Raw genomic sequence first — 15,856 nt, forward strand, 5'->3', positions numbered from 1 at the left:
TACATCGCGTATATACATGATCCGACGCGAAACGCCAGGGAACACCGGCCGCCCTCACGCTTTGCCCCGCCATGGACGATTGCATCATCATCGGGGCGGGACCGGCGGGACTGACGGCGGCCATCTATCTCGCCCGCTATCACCTGCGTATCCATATGTTCGACAGCGGGTCGAGCCGCGCCGCGATGATCCCCTGTACGCACAATCATGCCGGTTTCCCCGAGGGGATCAGCGGCAAGGCGCTGTTGTCGCGGATGCATGAGCAGGCGCGGCTCTATGGCGCGCATTGTACGCCGCACCGCGTGACGGCGATCCATCCCGAAGACGGGCGTTTCCGCATCGCAACCGATGAGCGGGAGCATAGGACGCGAACCGTGTTGCTGGCGACCGGCGTGGTCAACCACCGCCCCAGGCACCTGCTGCCCGAGGTGCATGACCCGGCGCTGGAACGCGGCCTGATCCGCTATTGCCCGGTCTGCGACGGCTATGAGGTCACCGACAAGCGGGTCGGGGTAATCGGCACCAGCGACCATGGCATGCGCGAGGCGCTGTTCCTGCGCGGCTATACTCGCGACGTGACGCTGATCGCGCCCGATGCGGCGCACGACCTCGATCCCGGATGCGCGAAAGCCTTGGATGACGCGGGCATAGGCCGGGTCGATGGCCCCTGCGGCGGCTGGGCGATCGAAGGCGACCGGATCGCGCTCGACACGGCGAGCGGGCGGATGGATTTCGACAGCGTCTATCCGGCGATGGGGTCGCGCATCCGGTCGGAACTGGCGGTGTCGGCGGGGGCGAAGGCGGACCCCAGCGGATGCCTGGAGGTGGACGACCACCAGCGGACGTCCGTCCCCGGCCTGTTCGCGGCTGGGGATGTGGTGAAGGGGCTGGACCAGATCAGCCACGCCATGGGCGAGGCAGGCGTCGCCGCGACGACGATCCGCAACCTGTTGAACGAGCAACGCCCGATCAGGCGATGAAGGCACGCTCCACGATCAAACGGTCCCGATCCCATTCGGGAACCGCCTGCGCATTCATCGGCACCATGAAGCGGCGACCATCGGGCCGTTCGATCTCGAGCACGTCGCCCGCGCCGAAATTCTCGATCAGGGCGACATGGCCCAATTCCTCGCCGTCGCTGGCGATGGCGGGCAGGCCGATGATGTCGGCATGATAATATTCCCCCTCGTCGAGAGGAGGGAGCGCCGAGCGCGGCACGGTCAGTTCGGTGCCACGCAGCGCCTCGGCGGCATTGCGGTCGGTTACTTCGGCGAATCGCGCGATGACGCCGTTCGAGCCATCACGCGCCGACCTCATCGTCAGCGCGCCGTCATTGAACGAGCGATAGTCCGACAGATCGTCGGCAAAAACCTTGAGCCGAACCTCGCCCGCAATGCCATGCGCGCCGATGATCACTGCCAGCGTGACGCGCGGCTCACCCGTTGGGCGAATCGCCGTCTCCGTCGGGGCTGTCGCCGCCGCCTTCGGCGGGCGCGTCGTCTGCGCCTTCGGCGGGATCTGGCGCGGAGACGCCTTGGTTGGTCGCGTCGTCATGATCGTCGGGTGCGGTCCGGGGATCGGGTTCGGTCGGCGGGGTCATGCGCTTATCCTCTCAAGCCAATGACTTGAAGAAACGCATGACCCCTGTTCCGGTGCCTTGCGTAAGCCCGATCGCGATCGACCGGGCCCCGCACGAGGCGAGAAGCGATTACGCCTCGGCGGTTTCTTCGGCCGGAGCGTTGGCGGCTTCCTGAGCGGCCTTCAGCTTCTCGGCACGCTCTTCGGCGCGCTCGGTGGCCTTTTCGCCGGGCTTCGCCTTGTTCGGGTTGTTGCGCGCGGCGCGCTCACGGACACCGGCGGCGTCCAGGAAGCGGGCGACGCGGTCGGTCGGCTGCGCGCCATTGGCCAGCCAGTGCTTCGCGCGCTCGGCGTCGAGCTGCACGCGCTGGTCATTGTCCTTGGCGAGCAGCGGGTTGTAGTTGCCGATCTTCTCGATGAACTTGCCGTCGCGCGGCGCACGGGCGTCGGCCACCACGATGCGGTAGTAAGGGCGCTTCTTCGAGCCACCACGCGACAGACGAATGCTGAGAGCCATATTCTAGTCCTTGATGTAAAACGTTCAAAATCACCGGCATTCCGTCCGGCGCGGGGGTTATTTCTTCTTCAGGAGATTTTCGAAGCCGGGGGGCAGCTTGGGCATGCCGTCGGGCAGCTTGCCGCCGCCCGCGCCCATGCCGCCAAGGCCGGGAAGCCCGCCACCGCCGCCCGCCTTGTTGAGCATTTCGCCCATCTGCGGACCGCCCAGCGCATTGCCCAGGCCGCCGAGGCCGCCCTTGCCAAGCATGGACATCATCCCCTTGATGCCGCCCATCTTCTTGATCTTCTTCATCGCCGTGGACATTTCCTGATGCATCTTCAGGAGCTTGTTCACGTCCTGCACCGTGGTGCCGGAGCCCTTGGCGATGCGGATCTTGCGCTTGGCGTTGATCAGTTCGGGCTTTCCGCGCTCCTTGGGCGTCATCGAGGTGATGATCGCATCCATGCGGAGCAGGATCTTGTCGCCACCGGCATCGGCCAGCGCGTTCTGCGCCTTCTTCATGCCCGGCATCATGCCCGCCAGCGCGCCCAGGCCACCCATCCGGCGCATCTGTTGAAGCTGGCCGCGCAGGTCGTCCATGTCGAACTGACCCTTGGCCATCTTCTTGGCCATGCGCTCGGCGTCTTCCTGCTGGATCGACTCCGCCGCGCGCTCGACGAGGCTGACGACGTCGCCCATGCCCAGGATACGGCCCGCAACCCGTTCGGGGTGAAAGGCCTCCAGCGCATCCATTTTTTCGCCGACACCGGCGAACTTGATGGGCTTGCCGGTGACCGCACGCATCGACAGCGCCGCACCACCGCGCGCATCGCCGTCCATCCGGGTCAGCACCACGCCGGTCAGCGGCACCTGCTCCGAGAAGCTGGTCGCGACGTTCACCGCGTCCTGGCCGGTCAGCGAGTCGACGACGAGCAGGATTTCCTGAGGGCTGGCAATCTCCGCCACCGCCTTCATCTCGTCCATCAGCGCCTGGTCGACGTGCAGACGACCGGCGGTGTCGAGCATCAATACGTCATAGCCCTGGAGCTTGGCGGCCTGCATCGCGCGACGCGCGATCTCGACCGGCTGCTGTCCCTGGATGATCGGCAGGGTCGACACCTCGACCTGCGCGCCCAGCGTTGCAAGCTGTTCCTGTGCCGCCGGGCGATTGACGTCGAGCGACGCCATCAGCACCTTCTTGCGCTCGCGGCCCATCGCCCCGCTCGACAGCCGCTTGGCGATCTTGGCGGTGGTGGTGGTCTTGCCCGAGCCCTGGAGGCCGACCATCATCACGACGGCGGGCGGGGTGACGTCGAGCAGCAACTCGCTGGCATCCGCGCCCAGCATCGCGATCAGCGCGTCATGGACGATCTTGACGACCTGCTGCCCCGGCGTGATCGAGCGCAGGACGTTCTGGCCGATCGCCTGTTCGGTGACCTTGTCGACGAAGTCGCGCGCTACGGGCAGCGCGACGTCGGCTTCCAAGAGCGCGACGCGCACCTCGCGCATCGCGGTGCGGACATCCGCCTCGGTCAGCGCGCCACGGCCGCGGAGGCGGTCGAATACGCCGCCAAGCCGATCGCTCAAGCTGTCGAACATCGCCTTACCTCGTCAAAACCCGGCCCGAAGGCCAACCCGGCCTCAAGACCAACGACGCACCGCCAAACGCAAAAGCGCCGGCGGGCGAAACCTCGCCGGCCAGCGTGCACCCTTGGGCGCTTCACCTTCACATTCCGAAACGGAACTTGGGGAAGGCTCTTATGGCAAAAGGTCGCCCGGCGCAAGTCCGCCGCGCACCCCGCAACTCGGCGCGGAGACGGGGCGGCAGGACGCGCCGTTAACGGCTTGTACACACCTCGCATGCGACCCGTTTCCCCTATGTCCGGGTCGCACGAGAACGATGCCAATACCGATGTTTCCGCACGCCTGCTCGGCGTCGCGGTGGCGGGCGGCACCTTCTTATTGGCTGCCGCTATCCTGTTGATCGAGCTTGGATTCGATCTACCCGCCAAGCTGTTGCTCTTTACCGCCGCGACCGCGTCCACCGTCGTCTACTGGCGTCTGCCCGCGCTTCAACTGCGCCACCGGGCCGCCCCGGATCAGCGCGATCCGCTGACCGGCCTGGTCAACCGGCGCTTCTTCCATGACAGCGGGCAGGCGATGATCGACGCGATGCAGCGTCGCAAGCGCGGCGTTGCCCTGCTGCTGCTCGACATCGACCGGTTCCGCGCCTTCGCCGGATCGTTCGGCCATGAGGCCGGGGACAGCCTGCTTCAGCATGTCGCCAAGACGATCCGCGCCGAGGCCCCGTCCGAGGCGATCGTCGCGCGGTTCGAGAGCGACTGCTTCGGCTGCCTTCTCTCCTTCGACCCGCGCGCGCGCGACCGGATCGACCGGCTGGCGGATCGGCTCGCCATCCGCCTGGGCCAGCCCATTCGCTTCGCCGATCAGGAATTCGCGCCGCGCACCGCCATCGCCCTGACCCGGATCGACCATGGCGAGGCGACCATCGACCAGCTGGTCCGCCAGGCCGATCTGGCGCTGATCACCGCCAAGACGCGCGGCGACGGCAAGCCCCTGTGGTTCGAGCCCGCGATGGAAAACGCGATGGCCGAGCGCAACGTCATCATTACCGATTTGCGTGCCGCTCTGGCGGATAGCGATATCTGCCCCCGCTTCCAGCCGCAGGTCGATCTGGGCACCGGACGCCTGACCGGGTTCGAGGTATCGGGCCATTGGGAGCATCCGACGCTGGGCCCGATCGCCGCCGATCGCTTCCTGCCGGTGGCGGAGGCGTGCGGCCTGTCGGGCGAAGTGACGCTCAGCCTGATGCGACAGGCGATGGCGGGTGCGCGTGACTGGGACCCGTCGATCATCCTGTCCGTGCCGATGGTCGCGTCGCAGTTTCAGGATGCCTGGCTGGCGCAGAAGATCATCAAGACGCTGACCGAATGCGGCTTTCCGGCGCACCGCCTGGAGATCGAGATCACCGAGAATGCGCTGTTCGCCAATCTGGCGCTGGCGCAATCGATCGTCACCAGCCTGAAGAATCAGGGCATCGCCCTGGCGCTCGACCATTTCGGCAGTGGCCAGTCCAGCCTGGCGCATCTGCGCGTCCTGCCCTTCGACCGGGTGCGGATCGATCCCGATTTCATCCGCAACATGAGCGCCGATCCGGACTGTAGCGCGATCGTGTCGGCCATCGTCCAACTGGGCGACAATCTGCACCTGCCCATCGCCGCCAAGGGGCTGCGCGATGCGGAGACGGAGGCGCGGCTGCGCGAGATCGGCTGTTCGCACGGCCAGGGACCGCTCTACGGCCCGATGCTGGACCTGGCACAGGTGCGCCAGATGCTGGCCGAAAAGCGCCTGCTGGCGGGTGCGGCCGCGCCCGCCCCGCCGTTCACCAGCCCGCGTCTGGCCGGCTGAGATAGACGCGCTCCGCCTCGGTCGATGCCCGGCCAAGCGCTTCGTTGCGGCTGGGATACCGACCATGAAGCCGGATGACGTCACGGTGATCGCGCGCGAAGGACAGATTGTCCTCGCGGCCCAGTTCGGCGAACTTGGCGACGCTCAGATCCTGCATCGCCCGCGACTCGGCATGCATCAGCGGCATATAGACAAAGGCCAGCCGCTCGGGCGGATAGCGATATTCCCATCCCGCATCGATCGCCGACAGGCACAGTTCCAGCGCGAGCGGATCGGCGGCAAAGGCCTGTGCCGAGCCGCGATGCAGGTTGGGCGAAAACTGGTCGAGCAACAGGATCGCCGCGAGCAGCTTGTCGGGATCGTCCCGCCAGCCGAGCGCCCCGGTCGCCAGCACCTGATCGCGAAGTACCCCGAACCGCTCGGCAATCTCGCGGTCGAGCGCTTCGTCCTTGGCGAAATGCCGTTCTGGCGCCAGTCCGAACCAGAAGTCGAGCACGGCATGCGCCTGTCCGTGGACACTTGCTTCATCCATCCCTAGATCGGCGGTCATGTCGTCCCTTTCTGGCCCTGAGATCATCAGTCTGGGCTGTCGCCTCAACATCGCCGAGAGCGAAACGATCCGCGCGCTCGCTGCGGGGCGGGAGGACATGGTCGTCGTCAATAGCTGTGCCGTCACCAACGAAGCCGTCAAGCAGACCCGCGCCGCGATCCGCCGCGCCGCCAGGGCGCGGCCCGATGCGCAGATCGTCGTGACGGGATGCGCGGCGCAGATCGATCCGGCCAGCTTCGCCGCCATGCCCGAGGTCGCACGCGTGCTGGGCAATGCCGACAAGCTGCGCCCCGAAAGCTGGGCCTCCGCCGAACCGATGCTGGTCGCCGACCTGTCGCGCGTGGTGGAAACCGCGCCGCATCTGGTGTCCGCCTTTGCGAGCCATGCGCGTGCGTTTGTCGAGGTCCAGAATGGCTGCGACCATAGCTGCACCTTCTGCATCATCCCGACCGGACGAGGGCCCAGCCGCTCGGTCCCCGCCGGACTGGTCATCGAGCGGATCGTGCGCGCGGTCGAACTGGGGCACAGGGAAGTGGTGCTGACCGGCGTCGACCTGACCAGTTACGGCCACGACCTGCCCGGCGCGCCCAGCCTGGGCCTGTTGGTCGAGCGTATCCTGACCCATGTCCCCGCCTTGCCCCGGCTGCGGCTGTCCTCGCTCGATTCGATCGAGATCGACGACCGTTTGTTCGACCTGGTGACGGGAGAGGCGCGGGTGATGCCACATCTCCACCTCTCGCTCCAGGCGGGCAACGACCTGATCCTCAAGCGGATGAAGCGCCGGCACAGCCGCGCGCAATCGGTCGCGATCGTCGAACGCCTGCTGACCGCACGGCCCGAGATCGCGATCGGCGCGGACCTGATCGCGGGCTTCCCGACCGAGGATGAGGCGATGGCGGCCGATACGCTGGCGCTGATCGACGACTGCCACATCGTCCATGCGCACATCTTCCCCTATTCGGCGCGTGACGGCACGCCCGCCGCACGGATGCCGCAGGTGCGCCATCCGCTCCGCCGTGAACGAGCCGCCCGCCTGCGCGAAGCCGCCGCTCGTCGCCGTCGCGACTGGCTGGCGGCCCAAGTCGGGGAAACCCGCGAGGTGCTGGTCGAGCGGCCCGGCACCCGCGGCCACGCGCCCGACTTCGCCGACATTCATTTTTCCCCCGCCGCCGAACCAGGCAGCATCGCCCGCGTTCGGGTCACGGCGGCGACCGAAACCCATCTGATCGGACAATTGGCATGAGTTCTTCCTCCTCCTGGCACGACAAGCTGCTCGGCGGTTTCCGTCGCACCTCGGACCGGCTGGTCGGCAATCTGGCGGGCCTCGGCACCGCGCGGCTCGACGAGGGCACGCTGGACGAGATCGAGGAAGCGCTGATCGCCTCCGACCTCGGTCCCGAGACGGCGGGCCATATCCGCACCCGGCTGGCCGAGGGCAGCTTCGAGCGGAACATGGAGGAACTGGGTATCCGCCTGGTCGTCGCCGAGGAGGTGGAGAAGGCGCTCGCCAAGGTCGCCACCCCGCTGGAGATCGACGCCTTTCCCCGGCCACAGGTGATCCTGGTCATCGGCGTCAACGGATCGGGCAAGACGACCACCATCGCCAAGCTCGCCCACCTCTTCATGGAGCAGGATTACGGCGTGATGCTGGCGGCGGGCGACACCTTCCGCGCCGCCGCGATCGGCCAGCTTGCGACCTGGGCCGAGCGGGTCGGTGTGCCGATCGTCTCGGGCAAGGAAGGCGGTGACGCGGCGGGTATCGTCTATGAGGCGGTGAAGCAGGCGACCGCGACCGGCATCGACGTGCTGATCGTCGATACGGCGGGCCGTCTCCAGAACAAGCGCGAGTTGATGGACGAACTGTCCAAGATCCGCCGCGTGCTCGGCCGCCTGAACCCCGAGGCGCCGCATGACATCCTGCTGGTGCTCGACGCGACGACGGGCCAGAACGCGCTCAACCAGATCGAGGTGTTCAAGGACGTGGCGGGCGTCACCGGTCTGGTCATGACCAAGCTGGACGGCACCGCGCGCGGCGGCGTGCTGGTCGCGGCGGCGGAGAAATACGGCCTGCCCATCCATGCCATCGGCGTCGGCGAGGGCATGACCGACCTGCGCCCCTTCGACGCGAACGAAGTCAGCCGGATCATTGCCGGGATCGAAGGAGGCCGGAAGTGAGCACGCAACAGAAAGAAGCGAGTGCAGCGCTGAAGGCCGGGATCGAATATGGTCCACTGGTCCTGTTCTTCGCGGTCAATTTCCTCGCGCCCATGGGCCCGCTGACCCGCGTGCTGGTCGCGACCGGCGCGTTCATGGTGGCGACCGTCATCGCGATGATCGTCAGCCGGGTGAAGATGGGCCGCATCTCGCCGATGCTGTGGATGTCGGGCATCCTGGTCGTCGTGTTCGGCGGGCTGACCCTGTATTTCCACGACGAACGCTTCATCAAGATGAAGCCGACCATCGTCTATGCGATGTTCTCCGCGCTGCTGTTCTTCGGGCTGGCGACCGGACGGCCGTTGATCCAGTTGGTGCTGGGCAGCGTCTATTCGGGGCTCACCCCGGAGGGCTGGCGCAAGCTGACCCGCAACTGGGCGATCTTCTTCGCGCTAATGGCGGTGTTGAACGAGGCGGTGTGGCGCAACTCGACCTGGGATTTCTGGGTGGGGTTCAAGCTGTGGGGGGCGATGCCGCTGACGCTTGGCTTCGCGATCGCCAATATTCCGATGCTGATGAAGCATGGACTGAACGCCGATGAGGCGAAGGTGCAAGACCCGCCGGTGGAGTAACAGGCCGTCGCCCCAGCGAAGGCTGGGGCCTTTCACGATGGCGCTTGTCCGTTGCCAGAGATCCCAGCCTTCGCTGGGATGACGAATGAAAACGCCGGGATGACGAAATGGAAAAGGGCGGCCCCGCACGGAGCCGCCCTTCCCTTATCCGAACCGGATCAGCGCGAGATTACGCGACCGCCGCCTCGTACCGGCGACCGGCTTCGTCCCAGTTCACCACGTCCCACCAGGCCTTCAGATAGCCCGGACGGTCGTTCATATAGGTCAGGTAATAGGCGTGCTCCCACACGTCGTTACCCAGGATCGGCGTGCCCTTGTCGGCGACGACGTCCATCAGGGGGTTGTCCTGGTTCGGGGTCGAGGTGACCTTCAGCTTGCCCTCGGCATCCGCGATGACCCAGGCCCAGCCCGAACCGAACTGGCCCGCACCCTTGGTGTTGAATTCGTCCTTCAGCTTGTCGAGACCGCCGAACGCCTCGATCGCCTCGGCCAGCTTGCCCGAGGGCTGGGTCGTGCCGGGCTTGGTCATGATCTTCCAGAAGAAGTCATGGTTCCAATAGCCGCCGCCATTGTTGCGGACGACCGCCGGGGCCGACGAGATATTGGCGAGGATGTCCTCGATCGACTTGCCCTGAAGCGACGAATCCGCCTCGACCGCCTCGTTCAGCTTGTTGGTGTAGGCGGCATGATGCTTGTCATGGTGGAAGGTCATCGTCTCCTTGGAGATGACCGGCTCCAGCGCATCATAGTCGTACGGAAGGGGCGGCAGTTCGAAAGCCATCGTAATTGCTCCTTTGGGGTTTGCCTGTGGCAACGCCGGACGCCTCAAATGGCTCCCCGAACGCGGTTACGCAACCGTTCCGATCAGATCGTGGCGACGAAGCGCATGGCGAAGCTGGTCATAGCTCAGCCCCAGTGCCTCCGCCGTGGTCCGCTGGTTGAAGCGATTCTCGGCCAGCGCCTTGGTCAGCAACTCGCGTTCGAACCGGGCGACACGCGATTTGAAGTCGGACGGCCCGACATCGCAGGCCGCCACCTCATCGCCGTCGCTCATGGGAGCAGGCGCGCTGGCCTGATCGCCTTTCGCGGCGGCGGGGGACTGGCCCTGCGGGCGATAGGGCGAGCGGAAGGGATCGATCTCGATCGCGTCCACCGGCCCTTCCCGGTCCCAGCGATAGACCGCGCGCTCGACCACGTTGCGCAATTCGCGGACATTGCCGGGCCAGCGATGCTCCATCAGCGCATCCGTCGCGGCGGGACCGAAGCCGGGCCAGTCCTGCCACCCGATCTCCGCCGCCATCCGCCGCCCGAAATGATTGGCGAGCAGCATGATATCGCTCTTGCGCGCGCGGAGCGGCGGCAGGGTGACGACCTCGAAACACAACCGGTCGAGCAGGTCGGCGCGAAACTGGTGCGTGGCGACCTTGTCGGGCAGATGCTCGTTGGTCGCCGCGACGATGCGCACATCGACACGCAAGGGCCGCGACGAGCCGATCCGCGTCACCTCGCCATATTCGACCGCGCGGAGCAGCCGGTCCTGCGCCGCCATCGACAGCGTGCCCAGTTCGTCGAGGAACAGCGTGCCGCCATTGGCCTCCTCGAACCGCCCCGCCCGCGCCTTGGTCGCGCCGGTGAACGCGCCCGCCTCATGCCCGAAGAGTTCGGCCTCGATCAGCGTCTCGGGGAGCGCGGCACAGTTCATGATGACCAGGGGCTGGTCCCACCGCCCGCTCAGCCGGTGGAGGCGTTCGGCGACCAGTTCCTTACCGGTCCCGCGCTCGCCGATGACAAGCACCGGGCGATCCAGAGCCGCGGCGCGGCTGGCGCGTTCCAGCGTATCCAGAAAGGCCCCCGACTGGCCGATGACCTGACTCGTCCGCTCCATTCCCAACAGGTGGCGGATTTTGCCAAGGCTTGGCAAGGGCGCAATCGTTGGCTCATCGCAACTATTTCATAAATGCCTGTATTTACGTCATTTTTAAAGTTGGCACGGCTCCTGCAACGCTGTCGACATCCCGCCAATGAGCGGACCGAAACATAGAATTCAGGGAGTTTCCACCATGTTCGCCACCAACCTGACCCGCCAGATCGCCGCCATCGCCTGCACCGTCGTGATGAGCGCCACCTGCCTGATGGGCGCCCTCGCCCCCGCGCATGTCGCCACCAGCACGGCCCAGGTTGCGGCGATCGAGGCACCGACCGCATAATCCCCGAATAGCCGCCATCAAGGAGTCTCCGATGGGCATTTTCTCCCGCACCCGCGACATCGTCGCCGCCAATTTCGCCGACCTGCTCGACAAGGCGGAAGACCCCGCGAAGATGATCCGCATGATCATCCTCGAAATGGAGGAGACGCTTGTCGAGGTGCGCGCCTCCGCCGCCCGCACGATCGCCGACCAGAAGGAAATCCGCCGCCACATCATGAAGCTGGACCAGCTTCAGGAAAGCTGGACGGAAAAGGCCGAACTGGCGCTGTCCAAGGATCGCGAAGACCTGGCCAAGGCCGCGCTGATCGAGCGCCAGAAGGCCGCCGACATGGCCGACCAGTTGAAGGCCGAAGTCCAGGTGCTCGACGATGCGCTGCGCGCCTCGGAAGAGGACATCGCCAAGTTGCAGAACAAGCTGCGCGAGGCGCGCACCAAGCAGAATGCGGTCCAGACCCGTCTGGAAAGCGCGAACAACCGCTATCGCCTGCGCGAGATGTGGAACGGGTCGAAGACGCATGACGCGTTCAGCCGCTTCGACATCCTCGAGCGCAAGGTGGATGAGGCCGAGGGCCGCGCGGAAGCGCTGGGCCTGGGTTCCAACCCCAAGACGCTGGAAGACGAGATTGCCGAACTCCGCGCGTCCGACCGGGTCGATGCCGAACTCGCCGCGCTCAAGGCGCGCCTGAACAAGGGAGAGTGAAATGGAAGGCGTTGCCGTACCCTTCGTCCTCTTTGTCTCGCTGTTCATCGCGCTGCCCTGGCTGATCCTCCACTATGTCACCAAGTGGAAGCAGGCGCCGAAGATCACCCATGAGGACGAGCAGCTTCTCGATGAGCTCCACCTGCTCGCTCGTCGCCTGGAGGATCGGTTGCACACGATCGAACGGATCGTCGCCGCCGACAATCCCAACTTCAAGCCCGGTCTTCAGTCCGAATGGCGCCCCGAACAGCGCCTGAGCCAGACCGACTACAGCCTCGATCGGAGGAACTGACATGTCCGCCAGCCGCACCCAATTCTATCTCGACAAGCAGAATGCCAAGTTCAAGGGCGTGTGCTCGGGCATCGCCGACTATACCGGGGTCGACGTCCTGTGGGTCCGCATCGCCGCGGTCCTGCTGACCGTCACCGGGGTGGGTATGCCCTGGGTTCCGCTCGCTTACATCCTGGTCGCCTGGATGGCGACGGCCAAGCCGTTCGGGCTCTACCAGTCGGACGAGGACGCCAAATTCTGGCAGGGCGTGCGCAGCAATCCGCGCCGCTCGACCGCCGAGGTCCGCTCGAAGTTCCGCGATCTCGACCGTCGCCTCGCCGATATCGAACTGCACTATACCAGCCGCAACCGCCAACTGGCCGACGAGATCGACAGCCTGCGCTGATCGCCCGGCCAACGCCACATCTGAAGGGGAGTAAGGATCATGTCTTGGGGAGGACCGGGTTTCGTCCTGGCGATGATCGCGATGTCGACGATCGGCTGGGTGGTCACCACCTGGATCCGTGCGAAGCACGGCTATAGCCTGGACAATGACTGGGGCGGCACCGTCGGCAAGACCGGCATGGCCGATGAACGCAAGGTCGAATTGCTGACCGCCGAGAACCAGAAGCTGGTCGGCCAGGTCTCTCGACTGGAAGAGCGGATCGCGGTGCTGGAGCGGATCGCCACCGACCCCGCCGAGCGGACCGCGCGCGAAATCGACTCGCTGCGCGATCGCTGATCCCGGAGAGACAGGATGAACAATATCGCTCTTCTGATCCCGATCATGGGCATCAGCTGCGGCCTGGTCGCCATCATCGGCGGCGTCTTCGTCCGGCCCTGGTTCGCTTACCGCGAAAAGCGGCTGGCCACCGAAGCCTCGATGGTCGCGGAAAAGGCGGCGCAATATGCCGCCCAAACCGAAAAGCTGGAACAGCGGGTCCGGGTGCTGGAGCGGATCATCACCGATCGCGGCCTGGCGCTCAGCGACGAAATCGACAGCCTGCGTGTGCTGGGCGAAACGCCCGCCCGCATCGAGCACTGACACAAGATTTTAGAGGGGAGTTACCACCATGTCCGGTTCACAGTTCATGGTCGTCATGATCGTCGCGATCGTCATGATCGCCAGCATCTTCAAGGCCAAGCATCGCCGCTCGCCCGGCCTCGACATGATCGAGCATTTGCGTGGCGAGGGCAGTCGCGACACCCAGGCGCTCCGCGCCGAGGTTCAGCAGTTGAAGGACCGCATCCAGGTGCTGGAGCGCGTCATCACCGACCAGCACAAGAGCATCGACCTCGACCGCGAAATCGAGCGTCTGCGCGACCGTTAAGCCAACCGTTGATACGGACAGGGAGCCCGGATCATGACCGACACCAATCTCTATATCGTCATCGCGACCGCCGGCCTGGCCGGTCTGGCGATGATCGTCACCGCCGGGCTGGCGGGGTGGCGCGGATGGTTGCAGCTGAAAAGCCGCGAATATGACCGCAGCCACGACATGCCCTACCCGCCCGCCACGTCTGCCGCGGCGCGGATCGAAATGGCCGATCTGAAGGAGCGCATTCGCAAGCTCGAGGCCATAGCCGCCGGGGTGGACCTGTAACCATGGCGCGCCTCGCCCGCCTTCGCCGATGGACGGCCCGGGTCGCCTGTGGCGGCGCGGTCGTCATCGCCGGGGTGGTGCATGTCCCCGCCGCGCTCGCCTTTCCCTATCGCGCCGATTTCGGCTCGACCACGGTGCTGTCCGAGCAGCCGATCGACCGGGCCGCGATGGGCCGGGTACTGGCCCGTGCCGACGGGCTGCTGGCGACGAGCCCGCTCTACCGGACGGGGCTGTCGCGGCAGGTGGTGCTGACCGATGGCGGCTGGCGCTGGGACGTGCTGTCGATCGGCGTGCGGAACGCGATCGCCTTTCGCCACCCCTTCGCCCATGCGCTGGTTTTCAACCGCAGTTCGGTCGCGACGGACCGGGTGACCAACGGCGCACCGCTGGGCGGGGTGCGCACGCTGTCGGGCACCATCGCGCATGAAACGACCCACCGGCTGGTCGCCGACCATATCGGCGAATGGGCCGCCCTTCGCCTGCCCGCCTGGAAGCGCGAAGGCTATCCCGACTATGTCGCGGGGGAAACCAGCATCCGCCCCGGCGACGAGGCGCTGATCCGCAGGCTCGACCCGACCGCGCCGGTGCTGACCTATTATGAAGGCCGCCGCCGCGTCGCCGCGGAACTGGCGCGCAACGGCGGATCGGTGGACGCGCTGCTCAAGGACTGACCGGTTGTCGTCGCGCGCGAACAACGGTAGCGCGGGGCCCATGTCCGATCTTGCCGAAATCCGCGACGAATATGAATTTCTCGACGCCGACGATCGCTATCGCCTGCTGATCGATCTGGGCCGCGCGCTGGAGCCGATGCCCGAGGCGTTGAAGACCGATGCGACGCTGGTGCGGGGGTGCTCGGCTTCGGTCTGGGTCTATCCGACCAAGGGGGATGGCGAGGCGCTGCACTTCCTGGCGGACTCGAACGCGGCGATCGCCAAGGGGATCATCGCGCTGGTCCTGAAGACGGTGCAGGACAAGACGCCTGCTGAAATACTGGCGACCGATATTGAAGGCGAACTCGCGCCGTTCGATCTGAGGAACCAGTTGAGTTCCAACCGGACTCAGGGGATTCCCAACATGATCGCGCTGATCCGGGAGACGGCGGGGCGGTATTGAGGTTCGGGGGTGGGCTCGGTGAGACACCTTGCCCTCCCCCATCCCCTCCCGCCTGCGGGAGGGGCGTGCTTCTTGGCTGACCCGAGCCTACTTCAGCAACGTCTGCCCCATCCCTGACGATCGACAAAGAGACTTGCCCGCGCCTCTGGCCGCTCCCCTCCCGCAAGCGGGAGGGGATGGGGGAGGGTTTGGAGTCTCACCGAGACTAACCCACGTAACTTAAGCCCCCCGCCCCAACCGCGCGGCGATCGCCTCGACATCCTCATCCGGCGTCACGACCAGCCACTCCCCCGGCCGACGCCCGTCCACTAAGGTCACCGCATTCTTCGGACACAGCCCCAGGCACTTGGTTTCGATCACCCCGACCGACGCCTTGCGCCCCTTGCCGAACATCCGCCTGAGCGCCTTGGCCAATGGCGTCTTGCCCTTCGGCCCGAACCCGCCGCCGACCTTTTTCGAGCATTTGCCGCAAACCAGGACCGTCGCTTCCCACTCCGCCTTGGCGCGGCGGATCATTCGGGCTTCCAGCTCCGCCGCTCCTCGGCGGCGCGCAGCACTTCATAGGCCGCCTGAACCTGTTGGAACTTCGTCGCCGCCTCGGGGTCGTTGGGGCGGATGTCGGGATGGTTCGCCTTGGCCAGCCCGCGCCAGGTCGCGCGGATCAGGTCGAACTCGGCATCCGGCTCCAGCCCCAGCGCGTCGAGCGCGCGCATTTCGTCGCGTGAACGGCTACCGTCACCCGGCCCCGCCCAGGCCTGATGCTTGGACTGCGCATAGCCCGCGCTGGTCCGACGCTCCGATGCTTCGCGGGCGGCGGCTTCCTCGGCGCTCAGGCCCTGAAAATAGTCCCAGCCGCGATTATATTCGGCGGCGTGGGTTTCGCAGAAATACCAGCGGTCGGGGCTGTTCGGCGACTTGGGCGCGGGACAATTGCCCGGCTGGTCGCAGCCATGCCGGTCGCAGATTCGCACGGGCTGGGCTTCCCGCGCCGCGCCATAGCTGCGCCAGCGAGGAAAGCCCCAGTCGTTGGATCGGGTAGTAGAACGCGCCACGCCGCTCGATTTAAGCGACTTCGGCGCGGGCGCAAGCATAGAGGCGAATGCTTTCCCGGAACGGCTG

The 15,856-nt window shown here is 66.1% G+C and carries 23 protein-coding genes; 15 read left to right on the forward strand and 8 right to left on the reverse strand.

Annotation, left to right across the window (positions count from 1 at the left end; all coding sequences use genetic code 11):
* Positions 1-71: 71 nt before the first annotated feature.
* Entirely contained in the window at positions 72-980 is a 909-nt protein-coding gene (locus SM191_RS04120; RefSeq protein ID WP_341505105.1) for an NAD(P)/FAD-dependent oxidoreductase, read from the forward strand.
* Here the strand turns inward: SM191_RS04120 and rimM are convergent.
* The 3 genes from rimM to ffh form a co-directional block, all read right to left on the reverse strand.
* Positions 970-1,554 (reverse strand): ribosome maturation factor RimM, encoded by a 585-nt coding sequence (gene rimM, locus SM191_RS04125; protein WP_341505106.1) that lies wholly within the window; start codon positions 1,552-1,554, stop codon positions 970-972. The two genes, SM191_RS04120 and rimM, sit on opposite strands and share 11 nt — an antisense overlap.
* 154 nt (positions 1,555-1,708) lie before the next feature.
* Positions 1,709-2,095 carry a 30S ribosomal protein S16 gene (rpsP, locus tag SM191_RS04130; protein ID WP_007404083.1) on the reverse strand — a complete coding sequence of 129 codons (387 nt, stop codon included), beginning with the start codon at positions 2,093-2,095 and terminating at the stop codon, positions 1,709-1,711.
* Positions 2,096-2,152: 57 nt separating this feature from the next.
* On the reverse strand, positions 2,153-3,676 hold the full coding sequence (gene ffh / locus SM191_RS04135) for a signal recognition particle protein (RefSeq protein ID WP_341505107.1): 1,524 nt from the start codon (positions 3,674-3,676) through the stop codon (positions 2,153-2,155).
* A 279-nt stretch (positions 3,677-3,955) separates the two neighbouring features.
* On the opposite strand from ffh, the gene SM191_RS04140 reads away from it, so the two are divergent.
* On the forward strand, positions 3,956-5,506 hold the full coding sequence (locus SM191_RS04140; protein WP_341505108.1) for a putative bifunctional diguanylate cyclase/phosphodiesterase: 1,551 nt from the start codon (positions 3,956-3,958) through the stop codon (positions 5,504-5,506).
* Here the strand turns inward: SM191_RS04140 and SM191_RS04145 are convergent.
* Positions 5,481-6,056: a DUF924 family protein gene (locus SM191_RS04145; RefSeq protein ID WP_341505109.1), complete on the reverse strand. Its 576-nt coding sequence runs from the start codon at positions 6,054-6,056 to the stop codon at positions 5,481-5,483. The two genes, SM191_RS04140 and SM191_RS04145, sit on opposite strands and share 26 nt — an antisense overlap.
* Here SM191_RS04145 and mtaB point away from each other — a divergent pair.
* Genes mtaB through SM191_RS04160 form a run of 3 tightly spaced genes read left to right on the forward strand, consistent with a single transcriptional unit; the run spans position 6,055 to position 8,842 of the window.
* On the forward strand, positions 6,055-7,299 hold the full coding sequence (gene mtaB, locus SM191_RS04150; RefSeq protein ID WP_341505110.1) for a tRNA (N(6)-L-threonylcarbamoyladenosine(37)-C(2))-methylthiotransferase MtaB: 1,245 nt from the start codon (positions 6,055-6,057) through the stop codon (positions 7,297-7,299). The genes SM191_RS04145 and mtaB overlap by 2 nt on opposite strands.
* Complete coding sequence (gene ftsY, locus SM191_RS04155; RefSeq protein ID WP_306999643.1) at positions 7,296-8,231, forward strand: signal recognition particle-docking protein FtsY; 936 nt, start codon at positions 7,296-7,298, stop codon at positions 8,229-8,231. Before mtaB ends, ftsY begins: the two co-directional genes overlap by 4 nt.
* Complete coding sequence (locus tag SM191_RS04160) at positions 8,228-8,842, forward strand: septation protein A (protein ID WP_306999642.1); 615 nt, start codon at positions 8,228-8,230, stop codon at positions 8,840-8,842. The genes ftsY and SM191_RS04160 overlap by 4 nt, the downstream gene beginning before the upstream one ends.
* Before the next feature lie 169 nt (positions 8,843-9,011).
* On the opposite strand, the gene SM191_RS04165 is transcribed toward SM191_RS04160, so the two are convergent.
* Together SM191_RS04165 and pspF are read right to left on the reverse strand one after the other, a co-directional pair.
* Positions 9,012-9,623: a superoxide dismutase gene (locus SM191_RS04165; RefSeq protein WP_341505111.1), complete on the reverse strand. Its 612-nt coding sequence runs from the start codon at positions 9,621-9,623 to the stop codon at positions 9,012-9,014.
* 66 nt (positions 9,624-9,689) lie between these two features.
* Positions 9,690-10,727 (reverse strand): phage shock protein operon transcriptional activator, encoded by a 1,038-nt coding sequence (gene pspF / locus SM191_RS04170; RefSeq protein ID WP_341505112.1) that lies wholly within the window; start codon positions 10,725-10,727, stop codon positions 9,690-9,692.
* Between the two features lie 175 nt (positions 10,728-10,902).
* Between pspF and SM191_RS04175 the strand changes: the two genes are divergently transcribed.
* From SM191_RS04175 to SM191_RS04220, 10 genes are read left to right on the forward strand one after another with little or no spacing between them, the layout of a single operon-like run.
* Positions 10,903-11,049: a hypothetical protein gene (locus SM191_RS04175; RefSeq protein WP_306999639.1), complete on the forward strand. Its 147-nt coding sequence runs from the start codon at positions 10,903-10,905 to the stop codon at positions 11,047-11,049.
* Positions 11,050-11,080: 31 nt separating this feature from the next.
* A complete protein-coding gene (gene pspA / locus SM191_RS04180; RefSeq protein ID WP_341505113.1) occupies positions 11,081-11,749 on the forward strand; it encodes a phage shock protein PspA in 669 nt (222 codons plus the stop codon).
* 1 nt (position 11,750) lies between these two features.
* Positions 11,751-12,041 (forward strand): envelope stress response membrane protein PspB, encoded by a 291-nt coding sequence (pspB, locus tag SM191_RS04185; protein ID WP_341505114.1) that lies wholly within the window; start codon positions 11,751-11,753, stop codon positions 12,039-12,041.
* A gap of 1 nt (position 12,042) precedes the next feature.
* Positions 12,043-12,426, forward strand: a complete 384-nt coding sequence (gene pspC / locus SM191_RS04190) for an envelope stress response membrane protein PspC (RefSeq protein ID WP_341505115.1) — start codon at positions 12,043-12,045, stop codon at positions 12,424-12,426.
* A gap of 39 nt (positions 12,427-12,465) precedes the next feature.
* Positions 12,466-12,762 carry a hypothetical protein gene (locus tag SM191_RS04195; RefSeq protein ID WP_341505116.1) on the forward strand — a complete coding sequence of 99 codons (297 nt, stop codon included), beginning with the start codon at positions 12,466-12,468 and terminating at the stop codon, positions 12,760-12,762.
* 15 nt (positions 12,763-12,777) lie between these two features.
* Positions 12,778-13,065, forward strand: a complete 288-nt coding sequence (locus SM191_RS04200; protein ID WP_306999631.1) for a hypothetical protein — start codon at positions 12,778-12,780, stop codon at positions 13,063-13,065.
* A 28-nt stretch (positions 13,066-13,093) separates the two neighbouring features.
* Positions 13,094-13,351: a hypothetical protein gene (locus SM191_RS04205; RefSeq protein WP_306999629.1), complete on the forward strand. Its 258-nt coding sequence runs from the start codon at positions 13,094-13,096 to the stop codon at positions 13,349-13,351.
* Positions 13,352-13,384: 33 nt separating this feature from the next.
* A complete protein-coding gene (locus SM191_RS04210; protein WP_267433991.1) occupies positions 13,385-13,624 on the forward strand; it encodes a hypothetical protein in 240 nt (79 codons plus the stop codon).
* A 2-nt stretch (positions 13,625-13,626) separates the two neighbouring features.
* Entirely contained in the window at positions 13,627-14,295 is a 669-nt protein-coding gene (locus tag SM191_RS04215) for a hypothetical protein (RefSeq protein WP_341505117.1), read from the forward strand.
* A 40-nt stretch (positions 14,296-14,335) separates the two neighbouring features.
* Positions 14,336-14,737, forward strand: coding sequence for a SufE family protein (locus SM191_RS04220; RefSeq protein ID WP_341505118.1), 402 nt, complete (start codon positions 14,336-14,338; stop codon positions 14,735-14,737).
* A 219-nt stretch (positions 14,738-14,956) separates the two neighbouring features.
* On the opposite strand, the gene SM191_RS04225 is transcribed toward SM191_RS04220, so the two are convergent.
* Complete coding sequence (locus tag SM191_RS04225) at positions 14,957-15,253, reverse strand: (2Fe-2S) ferredoxin domain-containing protein (protein WP_341505119.1); 297 nt, start codon at positions 15,251-15,253, stop codon at positions 14,957-14,959.
* A complete protein-coding gene (locus SM191_RS04230; RefSeq protein WP_341505120.1) occupies positions 15,250-15,789 on the reverse strand; it encodes a J domain-containing protein in 540 nt (179 codons plus the stop codon). The genes SM191_RS04225 and SM191_RS04230 overlap by 4 nt, the downstream gene beginning before the upstream one ends.
* Between the last annotated feature and the right edge of the window lie 67 nt (positions 15,790-15,856).

It is taken from the genome of Sphingomonas sp. 2378 (assembly GCF_038084995.1).
In the GTDB taxonomy this organism is placed as follows: Bacteria; Pseudomonadota; Alphaproteobacteria; order Sphingomonadales; family Sphingomonadaceae; genus Sphingomonas.